The sequence below is a fragment of the Streptomyces sp. BHT-5-2 genome (genome assembly GCF_019774615.1).
Classification (GTDB): Bacteria; Actinomycetota; Actinomycetes; order Streptomycetales; family Streptomycetaceae; genus Streptomyces.
In genome coordinates this window covers 3722352-3740636 of sequence record NZ_CP081496.1, presented here as the reverse complement: position 1 = coordinate 3740636, position 18285 = coordinate 3722352, and the positions used below count along the sequence as shown (strand labels likewise).

The 18285-nt window shown below is 69.0% G+C and carries 21 protein-coding genes and 1 pseudogene; 20 read left to right on the top strand and 2 right to left on the bottom strand.

Translation table 11 applies throughout. From position 1 onward, the window contains the following. Window positions 1-60: 60 nt before the first annotated feature. Window positions 61-168 (bottom strand): annotated as a pseudogene (locus tag K2224_RS40575) (transcriptional regulator); the annotation flags it as partial. Window positions 169-592: 424 nt separating this feature from the next. On the opposite strand from K2224_RS40575, the gene K2224_RS16615 reads away from it, so the two are divergent. The 7 genes from K2224_RS16615 to K2224_RS16585 are packed head-to-tail and all read left to right on the top strand — an operon-like array spanning window position 593 to window position 6064. After that, window positions 593-1669 carry an extracellular solute-binding protein gene (locus K2224_RS16615; RefSeq protein ID WP_221907280.1) on the top strand — a complete coding sequence of 359 codons (1077 nt, stop codon included), beginning with the start codon at window positions 593-595 and terminating at the stop codon, window positions 1667-1669. Between the two features lie 11 nt (window positions 1670-1680). Continuing rightward, window positions 1681-3207, top strand: a complete 1527-nt coding sequence (locus tag K2224_RS16610; protein ID WP_221907279.1) for an iron ABC transporter permease — start codon at window positions 1681-1683, stop codon at window positions 3205-3207. Window position 3208: 1 nt separating this feature from the next. Then, on the top strand, window positions 3209-4288 hold the full coding sequence (locus K2224_RS16605; RefSeq protein WP_221907278.1) for an ABC transporter ATP-binding protein: 1080 nt from the start codon (window positions 3209-3211) through the stop codon (window positions 4286-4288). Window positions 4289-4326: 38 nt separating this feature from the next. Continuing rightward, window positions 4327-4725, top strand: a complete 399-nt coding sequence (locus K2224_RS16600) for a hypothetical protein (RefSeq protein WP_221907277.1) — start codon at window positions 4327-4329, stop codon at window positions 4723-4725. An 11-nt stretch (window positions 4726-4736) separates the two neighbouring features. After that, window positions 4737-5351 (top strand): ParA family protein, encoded by a 615-nt coding sequence (locus K2224_RS16595; protein ID WP_221907276.1) that lies wholly within the window; start codon window positions 4737-4739, stop codon window positions 5349-5351. Continuing rightward, window positions 5348-5638, top strand: coding sequence for a hypothetical protein (locus K2224_RS16590; protein WP_221907275.1), 291 nt, complete (start codon window positions 5348-5350; stop codon window positions 5636-5638). Before K2224_RS16595 ends, K2224_RS16590 begins: the two co-directional genes overlap by 4 nt. 27 nt (window positions 5639-5665) lie before the next feature. Beyond that, window positions 5666-6064 carry a chitinase C-terminal domain-containing protein gene (locus K2224_RS16585; protein WP_260693469.1) on the top strand — a complete coding sequence of 133 codons (399 nt, stop codon included), beginning with the start codon at window positions 5666-5668 and terminating at the stop codon, window positions 6062-6064. 231 nt (window positions 6065-6295) lie between these two features. Here K2224_RS16585 and K2224_RS41680 read toward each other — a convergent pair whose 3' ends face one another. Beyond that, window positions 6296-6802: a hemerythrin domain-containing protein gene (locus K2224_RS41680; protein WP_399020068.1), complete on the bottom strand. Its 507-nt coding sequence runs from the start codon at window positions 6800-6802 to the stop codon at window positions 6296-6298. 688 nt (window positions 6803-7490) lie between these two features. On the opposite strand from K2224_RS41680, the gene K2224_RS16575 reads away from it, so the two are divergent. The 13 genes from K2224_RS16575 (at window position 7491) to K2224_RS16515 (ending at window position 18011) form a co-directional block, all read left to right on the top strand. Next, complete coding sequence (locus K2224_RS16575; protein ID WP_221907272.1) at window positions 7491-8564, top strand: beta-propeller fold lactonase family protein; 1074 nt, start codon at window positions 7491-7493, stop codon at window positions 8562-8564. A gap of 526 nt (window positions 8565-9090) precedes the next feature. Beyond that, complete coding sequence (locus K2224_RS16570) at window positions 9091-9657, top strand: hemerythrin domain-containing protein (protein ID WP_221907271.1); 567 nt, start codon at window positions 9091-9093, stop codon at window positions 9655-9657. Then, window positions 9654-10370, top strand: coding sequence for a UdgX family uracil-DNA binding protein (locus K2224_RS16565; protein WP_221907270.1), 717 nt, complete (start codon window positions 9654-9656; stop codon window positions 10368-10370). The genes K2224_RS16570 and K2224_RS16565 overlap by 4 nt, the downstream gene beginning before the upstream one ends. Before the next feature lie 861 nt (window positions 10371-11231). Beyond that, window positions 11232-11480, top strand: a complete 249-nt coding sequence (locus K2224_RS16560) for a hypothetical protein (RefSeq protein WP_221907269.1) — start codon at window positions 11232-11234, stop codon at window positions 11478-11480. Beyond that, complete coding sequence (locus K2224_RS16555; RefSeq protein WP_221907268.1) at window positions 11477-11734, top strand: monovalent cation/H+ antiporter complex subunit F; 258 nt, start codon at window positions 11477-11479, stop codon at window positions 11732-11734. Before K2224_RS16560 ends, K2224_RS16555 begins: the two co-directional genes overlap by 4 nt. Continuing rightward, window positions 11734-12042 carry a monovalent cation/H(+) antiporter subunit G gene (locus K2224_RS16550; protein WP_221907267.1) on the top strand — a complete coding sequence of 103 codons (309 nt, stop codon included), beginning with the start codon at window positions 11734-11736 and terminating at the stop codon, window positions 12040-12042. The genes K2224_RS16555 and K2224_RS16550 overlap by 1 nt, the downstream gene beginning before the upstream one ends. 14 nt (window positions 12043-12056) lie before the next feature. Then, window positions 12057-12308 carry a Na(+)/H(+) antiporter subunit B gene (locus tag K2224_RS16545; protein ID WP_398203596.1) on the top strand — a complete coding sequence of 84 codons (252 nt, stop codon included), beginning with the start codon at window positions 12057-12059 and terminating at the stop codon, window positions 12306-12308. Further along, window positions 12305-13069, top strand: coding sequence for an MnhB domain-containing protein (locus K2224_RS16540; protein ID WP_221907265.1), 765 nt, complete (start codon window positions 12305-12307; stop codon window positions 13067-13069). Before K2224_RS16545 ends, K2224_RS16540 begins: the two co-directional genes overlap by 4 nt. Next, window positions 13069-13413 (top strand): sodium:proton antiporter, encoded by a 345-nt coding sequence (locus K2224_RS16535; protein WP_221907264.1) that lies wholly within the window; start codon window positions 13069-13071, stop codon window positions 13411-13413. The genes K2224_RS16540 and K2224_RS16535 overlap by 1 nt, the downstream gene beginning before the upstream one ends. A gap of 4 nt (window positions 13414-13417) precedes the next feature. Continuing rightward, window positions 13418-15253: a complex I subunit 5 family protein gene (locus tag K2224_RS16530; RefSeq protein WP_260692692.1), complete on the top strand. Its 1836-nt coding sequence runs from the start codon at window positions 13418-13420 to the stop codon at window positions 15251-15253. Window positions 15254-15368: 115 nt separating this feature from the next. After that, window positions 15369-15911, top strand: a complete 543-nt coding sequence (locus tag K2224_RS16525) for a TetR/AcrR family transcriptional regulator (protein ID WP_221907263.1) — start codon at window positions 15369-15371, stop codon at window positions 15909-15911. Between the two features lie 49 nt (window positions 15912-15960). After that, on the top strand, window positions 15961-16458 hold the full coding sequence (locus K2224_RS16520; RefSeq protein ID WP_221907262.1) for a DUF6463 family protein: 498 nt from the start codon (window positions 15961-15963) through the stop codon (window positions 16456-16458). Window positions 16459-16982: 524 nt separating this feature from the next. After that, on the top strand, window positions 16983-18011 hold the full coding sequence (locus tag K2224_RS16515; RefSeq protein WP_221909748.1) for an alpha/beta hydrolase family protein: 1029 nt from the start codon (window positions 16983-16985) through the stop codon (window positions 18009-18011). The last annotated feature ends 274 nt before the right edge of the window (window positions 18012-18285 follow it).

Here is an 18285-nt window from a genome sequence, read left to right as displayed (position 1 = left end):
CCGGCAGGATGAGCAAAGCGCTCCTCCTCGCCCGGGACTCCCACACAGGCCAGGGTCGTGTCGTCGGCCGTGCCGGTAGGGGCCGAGGAAGGCGCGTCGGATGAGGTTCCGGTCCCGGCGCGACAGGGCGGAGAAGTCCTCCATCAGGGCGGTGGTCAGGCCGTTCCAGGGGCCTGAGTGGGGTTCACCGCCCGCGAGCACCTGCTGGAGAGGTAACGGCTATGAACCCGTACGGGAAGCCCCGCTCAACTTCGGCTGCGCAGCCGCCCCTTCCGTCCGCCGGTCGTAAAGGTCCCCGACCCGTGGTGCAGAGCACTGGCTGTCACGCTTGGGTAACTGTTGGTGCGGTGAGTGGTGATGGAGCCTCCACGCGGAGGTTATGAACAAGCCATGGGGTGGTCAAAAAGGAGCGGTGAAAGCGGCTTAAATCGCTTCTTTCGGGGCCTGGTAGTGGCCGAATAGCGACTGGCCGGCGAACATCGGTGGCATTTTCAGGCAAGGCTTACCTAAGTACGGTGAGTCTGCTTTGTCGATGGTGGGCGTGTGCCGTGGGGCGGCTTAGGCGGCCCGTGTGTGTCACTTCGGAGGTCTCATGTCTCGTGTTGTCCTGTGGTCCGCGCGCCGGTCCGCCGTGCTGGCGGCGGCGGTGTCGCTGTCGTCCCTGGTGCTGGCGGGGTGCAGCGGTTCGAACGACTCCCCGAACGCGTCGTCGGGCAAGGCGTCGGGCGGTTCGCTGAGGGGGCAGACGATCACTGTCTACAGCGGTCAACATGAGCAGACGGTCAGCGCGCTGGCGAAGGACTTCCAGGCGCGGACCGGTGTCAAGGCCAACGTCCGCTCCGGTGACGAGGCAGAGCTGGCCAACCAGATCCTCACCGAGGGACCGGCCTCCCCGGCGGATGTGTTCTTCGCCGAGAATCCGCCCGCGCTCACCACCCTGGAGAGCAGGGGCCTGCTGGCGAAGGTGAACGCCTCCACGCTGGCGGCGGTCCCGTCGGCCGACAGCTCGGCCAAGAGCGACTGGGTCGGTGTTTCCGCCCGTGAGGCGGCGTTCGTCTACAACACCGGCAAGCTCAAGGCGCCCCAAGTGCCCGCCGGCGTCAAGGACTTGGCCGGCCCGGCGTGGAAGGGGAAGCTGGGGATCGCACCGAGCGAGACGGACTTCACCCCGATCGTCACCAGGATGATCAAGACAGGCGGCGAAGCGGGCGCGAAGAGCTGGCTGGAGGGGCTGAAGGCCAACAGCAAGGTCTACGGCAGCAACGAGGACCTGGTCGCCGCGGTGAACCGGGGCGAGGTCGAGGGCGGCGTCATCGACCACTACTACTGGTACCGGCTGCGTGACGAACAGGGTGCCGCCCACGTTCAGAGCACCCTTGGCTACTTCAAGCAGGGCGACCCCGGAGCCCTGGTCGACGTCTCCGGAGCCGCCGTCCTCTCCCATGGCAAGCACCAGGCGGCCGCCCAGGCGTTCCTCGCCTATCTGACCAGCAAGCCCGCCCAGCAGATCATCGCCACCTCCGAGAGCTATGAGTACCCGCTCGCCGCCGGGGTGAAGAACACGAAGGTGAGCCGGGCACTGACGGCTTCGGGACCGGTCGCCCCGGCCGGTGACCTCGGCGACGGCAAGGACGCGCTGCAACTCCTGCAGTCCGTCGGCCTGCTGTGAGGACGCTTCGTGTGGCGCCGGGCCCGCTGCCGCTGGTGGCGGGTCTGGTCGCGCTGTTCGTCGCCTCGCCGCTGGTGTTCGTCGGGCTGCAAGCCGCCCAGGCGGGTAGCGGCAGCGCGCGCCGCCAGCTGGCCCGCCCGGTGGTGGGCACGCTGCTCTGGCACACCGTCGCCCTCACCACGGTCGTCACCGCCGGCACGCTCGTGCTCGGCTTCACCGCCGCATACCTGGTGGAGCGCACCGACCTGCCCGGACGCCGGGCGTGGACCGTGGCGCTGGCCATGCCGCTCGCGGTACCGGAGTTCGTCCACGGCTACTCCTGGGTCTCGCTCTTCCCCCAGGTCCAGGGGTACGGGGGCGCGGTGCTGGTGATGACGTCCTCGCTGTATCCGCTGGTGTTCCTGCCGGTGGCCGCCACCCTGCGGCATACCGACGCCTCGGCCGAGGAGGTCGCGCGCAGCCTGGGCCGTGGCCGGCTCGCCACCCTGTGGCGGGTCACGCTGCCGCTCACCCGCCCCGCCCTGGCGGGCGGCGCGCTGCTCGTCTCGCTCTACCTCTTGGGCGAGTACGGGGCGTTCGCGATGCTCCGCTACACCACGTTCGCCACCACGATCTACAACGAGTTCCAGACCAGCTTCGACATGGCCTCCGCCAGCCTGCTCACCCTCGCCCTGGTCGGCCTCGCCCTGCTTCTCGTGGCTCTCGACGCGCGCGCGGCGCGGCGCGGCCGGGTGGTGCGCGAGGGCGCCACCGGGCGGGGCTGCGCCCCGATGGCCTTGGGGCACTGGAAGCCGGTCGCCGTGGGCGCGTTGGCGGCGGTGGTGGGGGTGACGCTCGGGGTGCCGGTCTTCGCGCTCGTCCACTGGCTGGTGCGCGGCAGCTCCACCACCCTGCCGTCCGCCTCCGTCGTCACCGAGACGGCGACGACGCTGGGATACTCCCTGTCGGCGGCGGCCCTCGCCACCGCCGCCGCGGTGCCCGTGGCGCTCTACTCCTGGCGCCGCCCCACCCGCCTGGCCCGCACCGTGGAACGTGCCGCCTACCTGACCAGGGCGCTGCCCGGCATCGCCGTCGCCCTGTCGGTGGTGTACTTCGCGATCCGCTACGCCCAGCCCCTCTACCAGCAGCCGTCACTCCTGGTGGCCGGATATGTGGTGCTGTTCTTCCCGCTCGCCCTGACCTCCGTGCGGGCCTCCCTGGCCCACGTTCCGCACGGAGTCGAGGACGTGGCGCGCTCGCTGGGCGTCCGCAGGATCGCGGTCCTGGGCCGGGTCACCCTGCCGCTGATCCTGCCCGGACTCGGTGCGGCCTTCGCCATGGTCACCCTCACCGCGAGCACCGAACTCACCGCCACGCTGCTGCTGCGCCCGACCGGCACCGAGACCCTCGCCACCCAGTTCTGGATCTACACCACCGGGCTCTCCTACGGGGCAGCGGCGCCGTACGCCGCCGTGATGGTCGCCCTGTCCGTGCCCGCCGTCCTGATGCTCACCCGCCGCACTCTCGGCACTCGCACCACCACCCCGAGGGAGAACTGAGATGACCGGCCAGCCGGGCCTGTTGATCGAACAATTGGAGGCGGCACACGGCCGCGACCTGGTGCTCACCGGACTCGACCTCACCGTCGACGACGGCGCGCTCGCCTGCGTCCTGGGACCCTCCGGTTGCGGCAAGAGCACCCTGCTCCGTGTCGTCGCCGGCTTCCACTGCGCCACCCAGGGGAGGGTCACCCTGCACGGCCGCCGCCTCGACGACGGCCGCACCAGGGTCCCCGCCGAGCGCAGGCGCATCGGCTATGTACCGCAGGACGGGGCGCTCTTCCCGCACCTGACCGTCGCCGCCAACATCGGCTTCGGCCTGCCCCGCGCAGGCCGTCGCGAGAGGGTGGGAGACATGCTCGAACTCGTCGGGCTCGACGGCCTCGCCGACCGCCACCCGCACCAGCTGTCCGGCGGCCAGCAGCAACGCGTAGCCCTCGCCCGTGCCCTGGCACCCCGTCCCCAACTGCTCCTGCTGGACGAGCCGTTCGCCGCCCTCGATGCCGCGCTGCGCACCGAACTGCGTTCGGAGGTCGCCGCCACCCTGCGGGGTGCGGGCGCCACCGCGATCCTGGTCACCCACGATGTGGACGAAGCACTCGCGTTCGCCGACACCATCGCCGTGATGCGGGACGGCCGCATCGTGCAGGCCGACACCCCCGACACCCTCTATCACCGGCCCGCCGACGCGGGCATCGCCAGAGCTCTGGGCGAGGCCAACCTGCTTCGGTGCAAGCCCGCCGACGGGTACGCCATCACCGCGTTCGGGCCCCTGCCGCTGACCACCGGTACCGGGCGAGACGGTTTCGTCATGCTCCGTCCCCACCAGCTTCGGACGACCGACGAGCCGGGCCCGCACTCCGTCCGGGCCCGCGTCACCGCCTGCCTCTTCCGAGGGCACGACCACCGCGTCGTATGCGCCCCGGAAGAGGCTTGCCCGGACCTGCCCGAGCGCCTGGTGTTCTACACGGACACCCCGCCACCGGCGGTCGGCAGCGAGGTCCACCTCCGCGCCGAGGGCCCCGCCCACCCTGTCCATACCGAGATCTGGTCGGTGCCGACAGCAGCCGTCGGTCGCTGACCAGCTTGGTTGCCCTCGGCGCTGTCACGCGGCGCCGCATGTCCGAGCCGATCCGGCCAGAGCGGCGGCCGGTGACACGTGAGGAGATGGCCGACAGCCTTGGCAGCTCCGGCAAGTCGGCCGCCTTCCATCCGGACAAGCCGGTGGTGGCCGGCCTGCTCCCGTCGCGCGTCGAGCCGCTCGTGGGTATTCGTGACATCGGCCGTAGGCCCAAGGTGTACGAGCCGGTGGACGAGGCAATCGGGGTGACCATTCCCGAGCGTCGTTACGGCATGCCGGCCGACGTCCTCACCGCGGCCGCCTTCAGGCTTGCGGGTCGCCGTCTCCTGGGTGAGCCGATCGTTTCCCACTGCTTGCGGGTGAACCACGAAGCCACTCCCTCGTGCCAACCGAAACTGGACGATCGTGCCCGTTATTGTCCGTCCTTGTGCCGTTGAGTTGTGCGTTTGTGAACCTCAAGCCCGGCGTCGGAAAGACGACGAGTGCCGTGTGGCTGGCCCACGCGCTTCATGAGTCGGGTATGTCGCCGCTGTTGGTCGACGGTGACCCGGCCGCTTCCGCGCTGCGCTGGAGCGAGCTGGCCAGTGGCTTTCCGTTTCCGGTGATCGCCCTGCCGGTGGGGGACGTCCACCGTCGCGTGAACGACTTCCTCGGAAACCGGCAGGCCGTCGTGCTCGATGCGCCCCAGCTGGAGGACCATCCCCGTATTGCCCGCAGCATCATGAGGTACGCCGGCGAGTGGATCGTGCCTGTGACCCCCGCCCCCATTGAACTGGACCGGATGGCACCCATCCGTGGCGAGATGGCGGACGTGCAGTCCCTGCGTGCCGAGCCGGCCCGCGCGGCGGTCCTGCTCAATCGCACCAACCGTCCCGATGCCACGCGCACCGGGCCCGATGCGGACGCTCGCGAGGCGCTGACCGAGGGGGGATTCGAGGTGCTGGACACCCAGATCGCGCGGCTCGACCTGTACTCCCAGTCTTTCGGGAATCCGGTCCAGGCCAAGGGGTCGGCGTACATGGACTTCGCAGAGGAACTGATCAAGCGTCAGGAAGCGGCATGAGTCAGCGCAAGGAGAGCTACCGCGCCGCATTGCGCCGCGAGCAGGATGTTTCGGCACCCCGGTCCACCAAGGTCACCAGGCTGCAGAGCAGATACATCCGAGTGACCGTCGAGGTCGATCCCGACCTGCGAGGCGACCTGACGCGATGGATGGGACGGCCGATCTCCTCGGTCGTGCTCGTCGGCGCGACCGTCCTGCGCACCCTGGCCGCCACCGCCGGCTGGGTGTCTCGGCCCGGAAACCAGGCTGCGTCCGGCCCGCGTGAGGTTCCGGATTCGGGTCGCTGACCAGGTGGCTCGCACGGCAGGGCGGCCCTGCCTGAGGCAGCTGTCACGCAACGCGTCACCACCAAGATCGACTACTGTCAGGTGATCCCCGTAGGGGAGAGCATCGACATCCCGATCAAGTACTACCTGCCGATCACCGGCCCGGCCAATGCCACCTTGACCACCTCCGGCGGCATCTACGCCCTGGCCTCGGGCAACCGGCGCGGCGCGGAAGCTGCCGGCGAGATCACCGACACCGGCTGCTACGCCCCGGCTGGGACGCCGCCAAGGCATACGACCCGCCCGGCCACACAGTCACACGAAGACGTCACCGTCAAGTGCAACGGCCACTACTGTCGCGCGAAGTGGTGGACTCGGAACAACGCCCCCGGAACCGGCCCTGACGCCGACCACGAACCCTGGAAGGACCTCGGCCCCGCCTCCTGACTGGGGGTCTCCAGCCCGGCGGAACAGCGGCCTCAGACCTCGGCGGATGTGAGGCCGCGCGCCGGATCTGTAGTCCTCCACAATCCGGAGCGATCGCCGACCGGCTCCCATCACCGGTGCGCGGCACCCCGCCTTGGAACGGGGTATCGGCGGCGTCGGCAACGGCCGATCTGGGTTCCGGTGCTTCGCACGAGCTGCCAGCCGATGCGCCCCGGCGCGCTGGGACCGCCATCAGGGGCGATCGTTGAACCGGTCGGTATCCATAGCCCGGGCTCCGGGAGCACCGCCACTTCCCGGGGCCCGAGGCGTGTGAGCGGGGCTCGACCGATCCTCGGCGTTCCGCGCTTCACGAAGTTTGCTGCCCAGGTTGATCAGCACGTAGGGATGGACGCCGTCACGGAGCTGGGGGAAGAGGTTGTTTTCCTCCTCGTCAACATGCGCGAGAACCTCCAGGCGCAGTCGGCCCACCAGCTCGTCAAAGCCAGCCTCGCCGGGCTCGCGCTCCCGCAACTGCGCCAGGAGGTGTTGCACGCGGCCATGACTTGCGCCTGCCTTGGCTGCCAGTTCTTCCCCCTGGTCCAGGTGCTCGCGCATCACCGGGCACAGGTGCTGTTCCTCGAAGGCCGTATGCCGCGCCAAGTTCTTGATGAGCGCGTCGACCAGGCGTCGGCGATCGGCACTGCCAACCGGTGCGTCGTGGAACTGGACGAAGAGCCCGTCGACCAAGCGGTGGTCCATGGTCAGTTCATCGATGACATCGACATCGCCTTGCACAGCGCCGCCTCCACGACCGAACCCGGGCGGCTCGCCGGGCCGCCCGCACCAGGATTCCCATCTCTACCGAGTGTGCAGCGGCTGGTGCCGTCAAGCGTTGACAGACATGCTGGCAGGGTCCTGTTCGCCTGGATGACGGTGCCTCTGCGGCGCAGCCTGAGGGCCTTCAGCGCGGAGCGACGATACCTCGATCGCCGCAGCACCGCAGGGAGTGGACCCGCAGCGACAGCTGCGGGCCCGTATTCCGTTGCGTCGTGGGAACGCGCGCTGCCCAACGAGAATCTGCTGTGGTGGTTCCTCGTCACCGCCACGACTGATCCACCAGAGCCCGGAGTTGCCGCGGTCGGTGGACCGGGGCGGGACGCCCCTGTCGGCCGGCTCTGATCTCACTGGCCCTGCCGGCGGAATGGGTCTGGTAGCAGCGACGGTCACGCCTCGCGGTGCAGCTCAGGCATCGTTGCCCACGCCGGCGACTCCGGGATACAGAGCCGGAGAGCCTGTTCGCAGGAGCAGCGGCATATGCTGCCGGATTTCGCCCGAAGTTCACTCCTCAGGGCACAGGGACGCATCTGACTGGCTCAGCACGACCGCGCGGAGCCGACTGATGCCTGGTGTCGTGGTGCGCACTGGTCACTGCTGCCCCAGGAGAGCCATGCACCGTCATATCCCGGCCGGCGCACCTCCCGGTATGAGCCCCACCTGTTGCCGCCCGAGCGCCGCGTCACCGTCCTCCCGGCGCCGTCGCCTCTGTCTGGGCCTGACCTGTGCCTTCATGCTGAGCGGCGCGCTGGTCGCGGCCGGGGCGCCGTCGCACGCCCCCACCCGGCGCGCGGGCGGTTTCCCCGTCCGCGTCAGCGCCTACGTGGCCAACAGCGGTGGGGAGATCGCCTCGGTCTACGACACCCGGTTGGAGCACAAGTTCGGCGCGGTCCAGGTGGGCTACGGCCCGATCGGGGTGGGGGCGTCCCCGGACGGCGAGCGGGTCTACGTCGCCAACGGGCGCTCCGACACCGTCTCCTGCGTCAACACCGGCCCCCGGCTGGTCACGGCCACCGTGCGGGTGGGGCGCCGGCCCTTCGCGGCGGTGCCGAGCCGCAACGGCCGCCGGGTGCTGGTGGCCAACTTCGGCTCGGACACCGTCACCGTCCTGAGCGCGCCCGACTGCCGTGTGATGGCCACCGTGCCGGTGGGCCCGCTGCCGCACAGCATCACCACCATCCCGGACGGGCGGGCCTATGTGACCGACAACGGCGCCGGCTGTGTGACCGTACTCGACCCGAGCTCCCGCGCGATCCGGCGGATCCGGGTCGGGGACTTCCCCAGCGGCATCAGCTCGCCGCCCTCCGGCCGCCTGGTCTACGTCTCCAACACCGGCTCCGGCACGATCTCCGTCATCGACACCCGAAACGACACCGTGGTGGGCCGTCTGCCGGGCGGCCGGGCGCCCCTGGGCAGCGCCGTCAGCCCCGACGGCCGGCTCCTCTACGTCGCCGACTCGGCCCGGGACTGCCTGCTGATCATCGACATCGGCGGGCACCGGATCATCGGCCACGTCCACGTCGGCGTCCAGCCGCAGGGCGTCGCGGTGACCCCCGACGGCCGACGGGTGTGGGTGACCAACGAGCAGTCCGACACCGTGTCGGTCATCGACCCCTACGCCCGGCGGGTGCGCGCCACCCTGCCGACCGGACACGAGCCCGAGGGCATCGCCATCACCCCGCGCTGAGCCGGCGGCCTCCCCTCACCACAGTGCCGTTCCCACCGGGCAGGGTGGGAGCGTTCTCCGCGAATCCCCGCACACGCATAGCCCCGCTCCCGTTCGACCGGCGGACTACCACCACACAGGGTGGCAAGAGAGCCAACACCCTGCCCCTCGTCAACGACAGTCCTTCCGGTGCGTCGGTCCGGCTGGCACGTACTTCACCATGAGGTGACCGTGGTGTTGCCGACGTGCTCGGTCTGCTGGTGGGCAGGGCGCGGCCAGTCGCCGCGTGCCGAAGCGGGCTGTCGGCAGTGCGCCATTCACATCGAGTCATATCGAGTCACATCGAAGACACCGGCACGATCGGCACCTGGCCTCGACGTGTGCGGGCAAGCAGGCGTTCGGCGGCATCGCTGCCGGTGCAGGGAGGGGCGCTGGTCCGGTTGTGCTCATCTGCGCGCGGTGGTGTTAGCGACCTGGCCGTTCGGGAACGCGTGGGGCGGGAGCCGGGAAGCCGGTCGCTCACCATCACAGACGGAGGCGGACGCGTATGGGAGACAGCGGAGATGTCATCGCCGAGCTGACCTCCGACCACCGGGAGGTCGAAGAGCTCTTCTCACAGTTCGAGGGCACGCCACCGGACAGCGAGGAACGCAAACGCCTGGCGGACGAGATCACGATCGAACTGGTGCGACACGCCGTAGCTGAGGAAGAACACCTCTACCCGGCAGTGCGCGAACACCTGGAGGGCGGCGGTGCGTTGGCCGACCAGGAGATCGCCGGCCACGAACGCGTCGAGCAGCTCCTCAAAGAACTGGAAGGCCGCGAATCCGGCGACTTGGAATTCAACCGGCTCATGGTGAAGCTGAGGACCGAGGTGACCGCGCACGTCCGCGACGAGGAGAACGACCTGTTCCCCCGGCTACGCGAGGGCGTCCACTCCTTCATCCTGGAAAGCCTGGGAAGGAAGGTTCGCGAAGCGAAGAAGTCCGCCCCGACCCGACCCCGTCCGTCGGCACCGAGTACCCCGCCGGCAATCAAGCTGCTCGCTCCGGGGCTGGGCCTGGTGGACCGGACCCGCGATTTCCTCACCGGCCGCGGTCAGGGGCGCCCATGAGCGGCACGGACCATGCCTCGGACGGATCGCAGGACGGGCTGCAATACGACGCCGGCCCCTACCTGCCCCGGCGCGGAGGGCTTCCGGCCCATCGGCGTGCCGCGGCGGACTGCCGAGGTTGCCCGCTCTTCCGGGACGCCTCGCAGACCGTCTTCGGTACGGGGAGCTCTTCGGCGCGCATCATGCTCGTCGGTGAGCAGCCGGGTGACCAGGAGGACCGCCAGGGGAAGCCGTTCGTGGGGCCGGCCGGCGGCCTGCTGAGGAAGGCGCTGCGGGACGTGGGCCTGGACGAGGACCGGGTGTATTTCACCAACGCGGTCAAACACTTCAAGTTCAGCTCGGCGACGCGGGGTAAGCGGCGTATCCACAGGTCTCCCAGCCTGCGGGAGATGGCGGCATGCCGCCCCTGGCTGACCGCCGAACTGCGCCTGGTGGCCCCTGAGGTGGTGGTGGCCCTCGGGGCGACCGCAGGCAGGGCGCTTCTGGGCCCTTCGTTCCGGGTGTCGAAGGACCGGGGCGTCCCGATTCCGCTGGTCGAGGAGGGCGTTCCCGGGGGCAAGACCGTTCCGGGAAAGGGGGGCGGCGCTTCGGCATGCGTCGTCGCGACACTCCACCCCGCGGCGATTCTGCGTGCCGAGGACCGAGCGGCACCCTACGCGGGACTCGTATCCGACCTCCGGGTGGCTGCCGGGACCCTGGAACCGGATTCCTGACAGTCATCTTCGGAAGCGGTGGTCACGCCGGGGCGGGCTGCGCGTCCGGAGGGCACCTGTCCAGCCGGCAGGCCGGGAAAGCCGGCGTGACGTACTTCGGTGGCCGGATGTCGGAGGGGAGGCCATGGTGGAAGTGTGGCGGCCGATGGTCGCCCGTCGTGGCGACGGGCCGCCGATGCGCGCCTGGGAGAAGTGTCGTCGGAATGCGCTCGGGTAGCGGGGGTGACCGGCACACACAACGGTCCCGAGCCCGAACACAGCCTGCGGCGAACGGGCCCCGCGCCCGGACCGAGCCCGGCACCCGTTCCCGACCCCGTTCCGACGCCCTTCCTCTGACCCGAATTCGTCGGCTTGCCCGAAGACACCGAGCGGGTCTGAAGACCGTGTTGAATATGTGTCGATGGCCGTCGCTTGATGAATTCCCGCGTTCGGCAGGTCATGGCCTGCGCTCTGCTCGTAGCCGAAAACAGTCGATCGGCGGCACGCTGTGGGGATCCGCAACCTGTCCTCCGTCACGGACGGCTGCCGGTCATACAGCCAATCGGTGGTAGGTCGCGCGATACGGGACAAGGTGTCAGCGCGTGCACCCTCGTGGTCTGGCTGTGGGGCGATAGACCTGGCGGAATGAGAAAGAATCGCGGGGACGAGCTGCGGGCGGCAAGGGAAGTGCTGGTGTGGTGGGGCCTGTTGCTGGTGCTCGATGTCATCTTCATCAGCTCCGTCACACCCCTCGAACTTATGGTTGGAGCGGCTGCGGCCGCTCTCGGCGCGGTCGGTGCTCGTGCCGTCCGCAGGGCCTCCGATGCGAGGTGGGGAGGGCTCGCGCGAGGGGTTCTCGCGGTGTGGTCGTGGCCTTGGGCCTTGTTCGCCGACACCGGGCGGCTGTTCGCGTTCGTGGTGCGCAAGGGCCGCGCGGGCACGCTCCGGACCGTAGAGCTGAGCGACGGTGTCGGTCCGGCGTGGGCGTGTGCGCTGCTCTCGGCCACTCCCGGTGCCTATGCGGTCGACGTCACACCTGCCGGGCGGGAAGGCCGTCTGGTCACCGTGCACAGCCTCTTCGGGAGCAGGACCGGGCTGGAGAGAGTCCTGACCGGCAGCGGGGCGCCGTGAACGCCTGGTTGCTCGCGGCGGCGGTCCTGTCGACTGCCGGCCTCGCCCCGTGTCTGTGGTTGGGATTTCGCGGGCCGGCCCAGGAGCGGCTCGTCGGGGCCAATCTCGCGGGGACGCAGATCGCCGTGGTCTTCCTGCTGCTGGCACAGGGCTACAGCCGTCCTTCCTATGTGGATCTCGCCCTCGTCCTCGCCGTGCTCGCCCCGGCGGGCACGTTGGTGTTCACCCGCTTCCTGGCCGGGGAGCAGTACTGATGCCACATCACCTGCTGTCGCTGGTCCTGTTGATCGCCGGTTCGGCTGTGATGTTGTTGTCGGCCGTCGCGCTGGCCGTGCTGCCGGGCCCGTATGCGCGGCTGCATGCGCTGTCCCCTGCCGCCTCGCTCGGCGCGCCCCTGGTCGCATTCGCCCTCGCCGTGGACACCGGGCCGGGCCGGGCGGCGGTGAAGCTTCTGGTCATCGCCCTGCTGCTGGCTGCCGGCGGAACCGTGACCACGATGGCCATCGGCCGGACGACGTTTCTGCTGGAGGAGTGTTCGACGGAGAGGGGCCCGGGACGGTGAGAGACGTTCTGGTCGTGATCGCGTTGCTGATCGTCGCGGCAACGGCAACCGCGGCAGCCCTGGCACGGGACCCTGTGCGGCAGGCCGTGGTGCTCTCCCTGCTCGGTCTGAGCCTGGCACTGCTTTTCACCGTCTTCCAAGCGCCTGACGTTGCGCTCTCGCAGCTCGGCGTGGGCTCGGCAGTGACCCCTCTGCTCATCCTGCTGACAGCCCGCAAGGTCAGGCGCGACGGCGCGGAACAGCGGCGGAAGACAGGCCGGGGGTGAGCCGCACCGCGCGGCTGTGGCTGTTCGGGGCGGCTGCCGTCGTCATCGCGGCCTGCTTCGCCGCGGCGTGCAGCGGACTTCCGAGTTTTGGTACGACCACCCACCCCTACGGCGAGCGGGCTGTTGCTGCGGCGTTGCGGCAACGCACGGCCAATGCCGTCTCCTCCGTCAACTTCGACCTGCGCGCCTTCGACACCCTGGGCGAGGAGTCGATCCTGTTCGCCTCCGTACTCGGCGCAACCATGCTGCTGCGCTTGGCCCGTGACGAGCGCAAGAATGTGCCCGGGCCCGAGCGGGTACTGCCGAGCACCCGCTTGTTCGGCGCACTGCTCCTGCCCGTCACTCTGCTCGTCGGCGTGTACATCGTCGCGCACGGGCAGCTCAGCCCTGGCGGCGGATTCCAGGGCGGGGTTGTCCTGGCCACCGGACTGCACCTGGCGTACGTGGCGGCGGACTACCTCGTTCTCAAACAGGTACGGCCGCTCGAAGTGCTCGACATCGCCGATGCGCTCGCAGCCGGTGCGTTCACCGCCCTCGGGGTGGCGGGACTCATCGTCAGCGGCGCCTTTCTGCACAACTTCCTGCCACTGGGGACGTTCAACCAACTCTCCTCCGGCGGGCTGGTCCCAGTGATCAACGCAGCCGTCGGGATCGAGGTCGGCTCGGGCGTCATCGTCCTGCTGGCAGGCTTTCTCGACCAGGCCGTCGAGATCTCCGAGGCCGGTCGAGGACCTGCCGCCCCCGACGCAAAGGATGCCTGATGGCGATCTTCCCCTTCCTCGTTTCGGGATGGATCCTGCTGGTCGGTGTCTTCGGCCTGGTTGTCAGCCGCGACCTGATCCAAGCGATCGGATGTCTGTCCGTCGCGCAGTCCTCGACGTATGTTCTGCTGCTTGCCATCGGATACCGGCGGGGCGCGACCGCACCCGTGTACGCCGACCTGCCGGTTGGGTCCCCGGTTGTCGACCCGGTCGTGCAGGCCCTGGCACTGACCGACGTGGTGGTCGGTGCCACCGTCACGGCACTGCTGCTCGCCCTGGTCATTCAACTGCGCAAACGGCACGGCACGGTGGACCCCGAGCAGCTGACCGGGCTGCGGGGCTGACAAGGTGCCGGGCACCGAGGCGCTGCTGCCGCTCGCCGTGGCTGTCCCGCTGCTGGGGGCAGTGGTGCTGGCCCTGGCCGGGCGGTGGCTGCCCAGGCTCGCCATCGATGGGCTGACCACCGTCTTGGCAGCGGCCGACATGATGTGCCTGGCTCTGCTCTGGGCGCGGACCGGCGACGGCCGAGCCGTGTCCTGGCTCGGCGGCTGGACACCCAGCAAGGGCGAGAGCGTCGGCATCGTGCTCGTCGCCGACCGCCTCGGCAGCGGCCTCGCCCTGCTCGTCGCCACCCTGGTGCTCGCCGTGGTCGCCTACTCCTGGCGCTACTTCGATGAACCGTCGGGCGAGAAGAGCGGCACCTTCCCGGCCCTGCTCCTGCTCTTCGAAGCCGGCATGTGCGGGTTCGCGCTGACCGGCGACCTCTTCAACGCCTTCGTCTTCTTCGAGCTCATGGGCGTGGTGGCCTACGCACTCACCGGCTACCGGATCGAGGACCCGCGCCCGCTGCACGGCGCACTCACCTTCGGCATCGTCAACTCCCTGGCCGCGTACTGCTCCCTGCTGGGCATCGGGCTGCTGTACGCGCGGACCGGCGAGCTCGGACTCGCCCAGCTCGGCCGCTCGCTGGACAACCATGGCCGGGACGCACTGGTGGTGTGCGCGTTCGTGCTCGTGCTCACCGGCCCTCTCGTCAAGGCCGCCGTGGCGCCGTTCCACTTCTGGCTGCCCGACGCCCACGCCGTCGCCCCCACTCCCGTCTGCATGCTGCTCTCGGGCGTCATGGTGGAACTCGGCGTCTACGGCACTGCACGGATCTACTGGACCGTCTTCGCCGGCCCCGGCGGCATCCCACAGCCGGCCGTACGCACCACCTTGCTGGCCCTCGGGGTCGGCACGGCCCTCATCGGAGCGGTGATGTGCTGGCAGCAACGCAACATCAAACGCCTGTTGGCCTTTTCCACCATCAGTCACATCGGCCTGTTCCTGAGCGGCGTCGCGCTGCTCGCGCCGGAGGGGCTGGCCGGCACGGCGTTGTACGTGGCCGGCCATGCGGGCGCCAAGGCGGCGTTGTTCGCTCTGACCGGTGTACTCCTCGACCGCTACGGCTCGGTGGACGAGCACGGCCTGCACGGCCAGGCACGCGATCTGCCGGTGCTCGGCGTGCTGTTCGCCCTCGGGGGTCTGGCGCTGGCCGGTCTACCGCCCTTCGGGACGGGGTTGGGAAAGGCGATTGCAGAGAACGCCTCCGAACATGAACTCTGGTGGTTCCCGGGCGTGTTCATCCTCGTATCAGCTGTCACCGGCGGAGCGGTGCTGCGGGCGACATTGCGCGTGTTCACCGGTGCGGGCCCCTCTCCGTCCGAGCGGCCCGGCGAGCCCGAGACCACAGGGGAGGGCGAGGAACCGGAGATCCAAGGCCCTTCGCGGAAGATCCCCCTCCCGATGCTCGCCGTACCGGGCGTACTCCTGCTGGGGAGCCTGCTGGTCGGCGTGCTGCCGGCGGTCGGACGTTCGCTGGCCGATGCTTCCCGGCTCTTCATCAGCCGGCCCGGATATACCGGGGCCGTGCTGAGGTTCGCCGTCCCCTCGGCCCAGACGCCCCCGTCGACCGGCTGGACCAGCTCGGGTGTGCTGCTCGGTTTCGTGTCATCGGTGTTGGCGGTGGCGGCGGCACTGACAGCGGTCCGGGCATCCCGTGGACGCCGGAGCGCTCAGCTCAACCACCGTCTCGTCCTGCCGTTGCGTCGACTGCACTCGGGCCTTCTCGGCGACTACGTGTGCTGGCTCGCGGTGGGAATCGCCGTACTGCTGACCGCACTCACGGCACAGACCCGGTGGTAGGCGTCACCCTTCGTCGTACGGAGGTGCCAGGCGACGGGGGAGAGGCGAGCGCTTCGGACACGCGTGTTAGCCTTCTCCATACCAAACCTTTTGGTATGGAGAGGACGGAGCCAGGGTGAGCGCAGAGAGATCGGCATGGCTGGATCAAGGTTTGCTGCTGCTGGCGGAGCAGGGTGCCCCGGCGGTCACGCTGGAGCAACTGTGCAAGCGCATGGGCATGTCGAAGGGCGCCTTCTACCACCACTTCGGATCGATGCCGAAGTACCGGACCAGACTGCTCGACCACTTCGAAGCCAGGTGCACCACGGCGATCATCAATGGGGTGGAAGCGTCCGACACGCTGCCCGCCAGGGAGCGGCTGGACAGGCTCATGGCGGAAGCGACCAAGGGCGCCAGTCCGTCGCTGGAGGTCGCGATGCGGGCCTGGGCGAAACAGGATCCGGAAGCGGCGCGGGTGCAGGAGCGTGTCGACGCTACCCGCATCGGATATCTGCGGGATCTGTGCGAACAGGCCGGCCACGGAAGACCGGACCAAATGGCCAAGATGCTCTATCTGATGTTGGTCGGGGCAGAGCATCTCCTGCCCCCGCTCCCGAAATCAGAGCTGCACGGCATGTACGAGCTGCTGCTGCCGCTCCTGGACCGGCCGACCTCCTGACTTCGCAGGCGACCGAGGTGCGTCCCCCGTCCGGAAGGAACACAGTGTCATGAATGCCTACGCACGCCCGGAATCCCGTAAGCCCAACGCCAGAGGTCTCCGCCTGTGGGTGCCCCGACTGATGCTCGCTGCGGCTGTGGTGCACATGACGGTGGGCGGCATCGCCGCGTACTCGCGCTGGAGCGGCATCGTCTCCGGCGGGCTGTGGAACACGGTCCGCAACGACGACGATGCCCGCATGATGGCCCTGTGGTTCATGATCAGCGGGATTGCCTTCTTCGGTCTTGGGCTCCTTGCCAGGAGGTCCGTGATTGCCACGGGCACGATGCCGGTGGAGGCCGGATGGATCCTGCTGGCACTCGGAATCCCGGTGGCAGTACTGGAACCGGTCTCGGGCGGCTGGTCGCTGATCGCCATTGGCGTGCTGGCCGTTGTGACATCACGGCGTGACCGTTTCACGATGAGCCTCGACCGGGCGGCTGCTCAGCGAGCCCGAGAGACAGTTGTGTCGAGCGCGGCCTCGCGGGATACCGCACCCTCCGAATGAGTACTCTGCACGGGCGTTTACGCCGATCCGGTCGCGGCGGCGGGACGCGGCACGTCTCGTGGAACAAGTTCTCGGAAGGTTCCAAACGATCACGTGCGGAACACGGATGACGTCTCAGGCGCCGAGCAGGCCCGGGCCGGACTCCACACCGAGATCACAAAATTTGACGTTCCCCTGCGGCCGACGGATCTCGATTTCATCGGGGATTCATCGCTTGCTGGCAGACTGCGAGCCGTGGAGCGATGGCTACGGGTATGGATCATTGCGCGGCCATGGCATTGGCCGTCAACGCTTGGTGCTGGCGGCTGTCAGTCGCCGTGACGCGTGGAAACGTCCCGCCCGCCCAGGTGGTTGAGATCGCAGATCCTCAATCAGACATTCGCGTCCTCTTGCTTCAATCAGCGGTTCGCGTCTCTTGCCTGACACCCCAGTCCCACCCTCCGAAGGGCAGTCCATTGAAATCCCTCTTGTCTGCCTGGCGTTACCGTGCCAAGACGGCCGTCATCGCCGCCACGGCCGCGGTCATGACCGTATTGGCACCACCCGCCGCGCACGCCGACGCCTCGACCCCGCCCCCTCTGGCCGACGGGTTCGGACTGACCCAGGTCGGCACGGCGACCGGAACCGCCACCAACTTCGTCATCACCGTGACCACGGGCCAGGTCGCCGGCGCCCATCACATCAAGATCATTCTTCCGGGCGACTACAACGCCAACCCCACCAAGCGCTACCCGGTGCTGTACTTCCTGCACGGCTCACCGGACGACCCGGTCAACCAGACCTACCCGGCACTGACCACCTCCAAATCAATGATCACGGTCATCCCGGACGGCGGTCATCGCGGCTGGTATGCGAACTGGCGTGACCAGAACACCGCGTTGGGCCCGCAGAACTGGGAGAACTTCCACCTCGATCAGGTGATTCCCTTCATCGACGCCAACCTGCGCACGATCGCCACCAAGAAGGGCCGCGCCATCGCCGGCATCTCGATGGGCGGGTTCGGTGCCCTGCATTACGCCCAGGACCGCCCCGAACTGTTCAGCCAGACCGCATCGCTTTCGGGTGACATCGACCTGTCGGCCGACTCCATGGACCTGCGCCTGGCCGCCGTCGCCACAGTGACCGACGCGCTCGGCGCGATCTGTGCCTCCGCCTCCGGACCCGACGCCTGCGACAGCGCCCACGACCCCTACAAGCCCGGCGTGGACAGCGATGCCCTGTTCGGCTCGCCCTACCCGGTGTTCAACGCCGACCGGATGTGGAACGCCGTCGACCCCTCCACCCACATGGGCAAGTTGGCCGACGTCGGGGTCTCCATCTACGTCGGCAACGGCGGCGGCAACCCCACCGATCTGGAATTCTGGGTCGAGGGTGCGTCCAAGCACGTCAAGGACCACATGGACGCCCTTCGAATGCCCTACTACTACGTCGACTACGGCAACGGCTCCACCTGGGGCACGCACTGCAACGGTGGCCACAACGGCTACTGCTGGCAACAGGATCTCGTCGACTACATCCCGCGCCTGGAGAAGACCTTCGCATCCGTCACCTGACACCGCCCTCTTGGCGCAAGTGCGGCCCGTCTCCTCGATCCCCGTCACGACTCAGCCCGGCGAGGGCTGTTGCAAACCACGGTGTTTCCTCACCGATGCGCCTCCGCTGGTATTCGGGATGACCAAGCGGCTGCACCACCGGTAGCACGGCAACGATCGCGGTGGACTGCCCACGTCGGCCGACAAGACACACGTGGGCCGGATCCTGGCCAAACCGGCGGCACGAGACCGCGCCCGCTCGGGTGCTGTCGTGCGGATTCCCGCTGATCCTCGC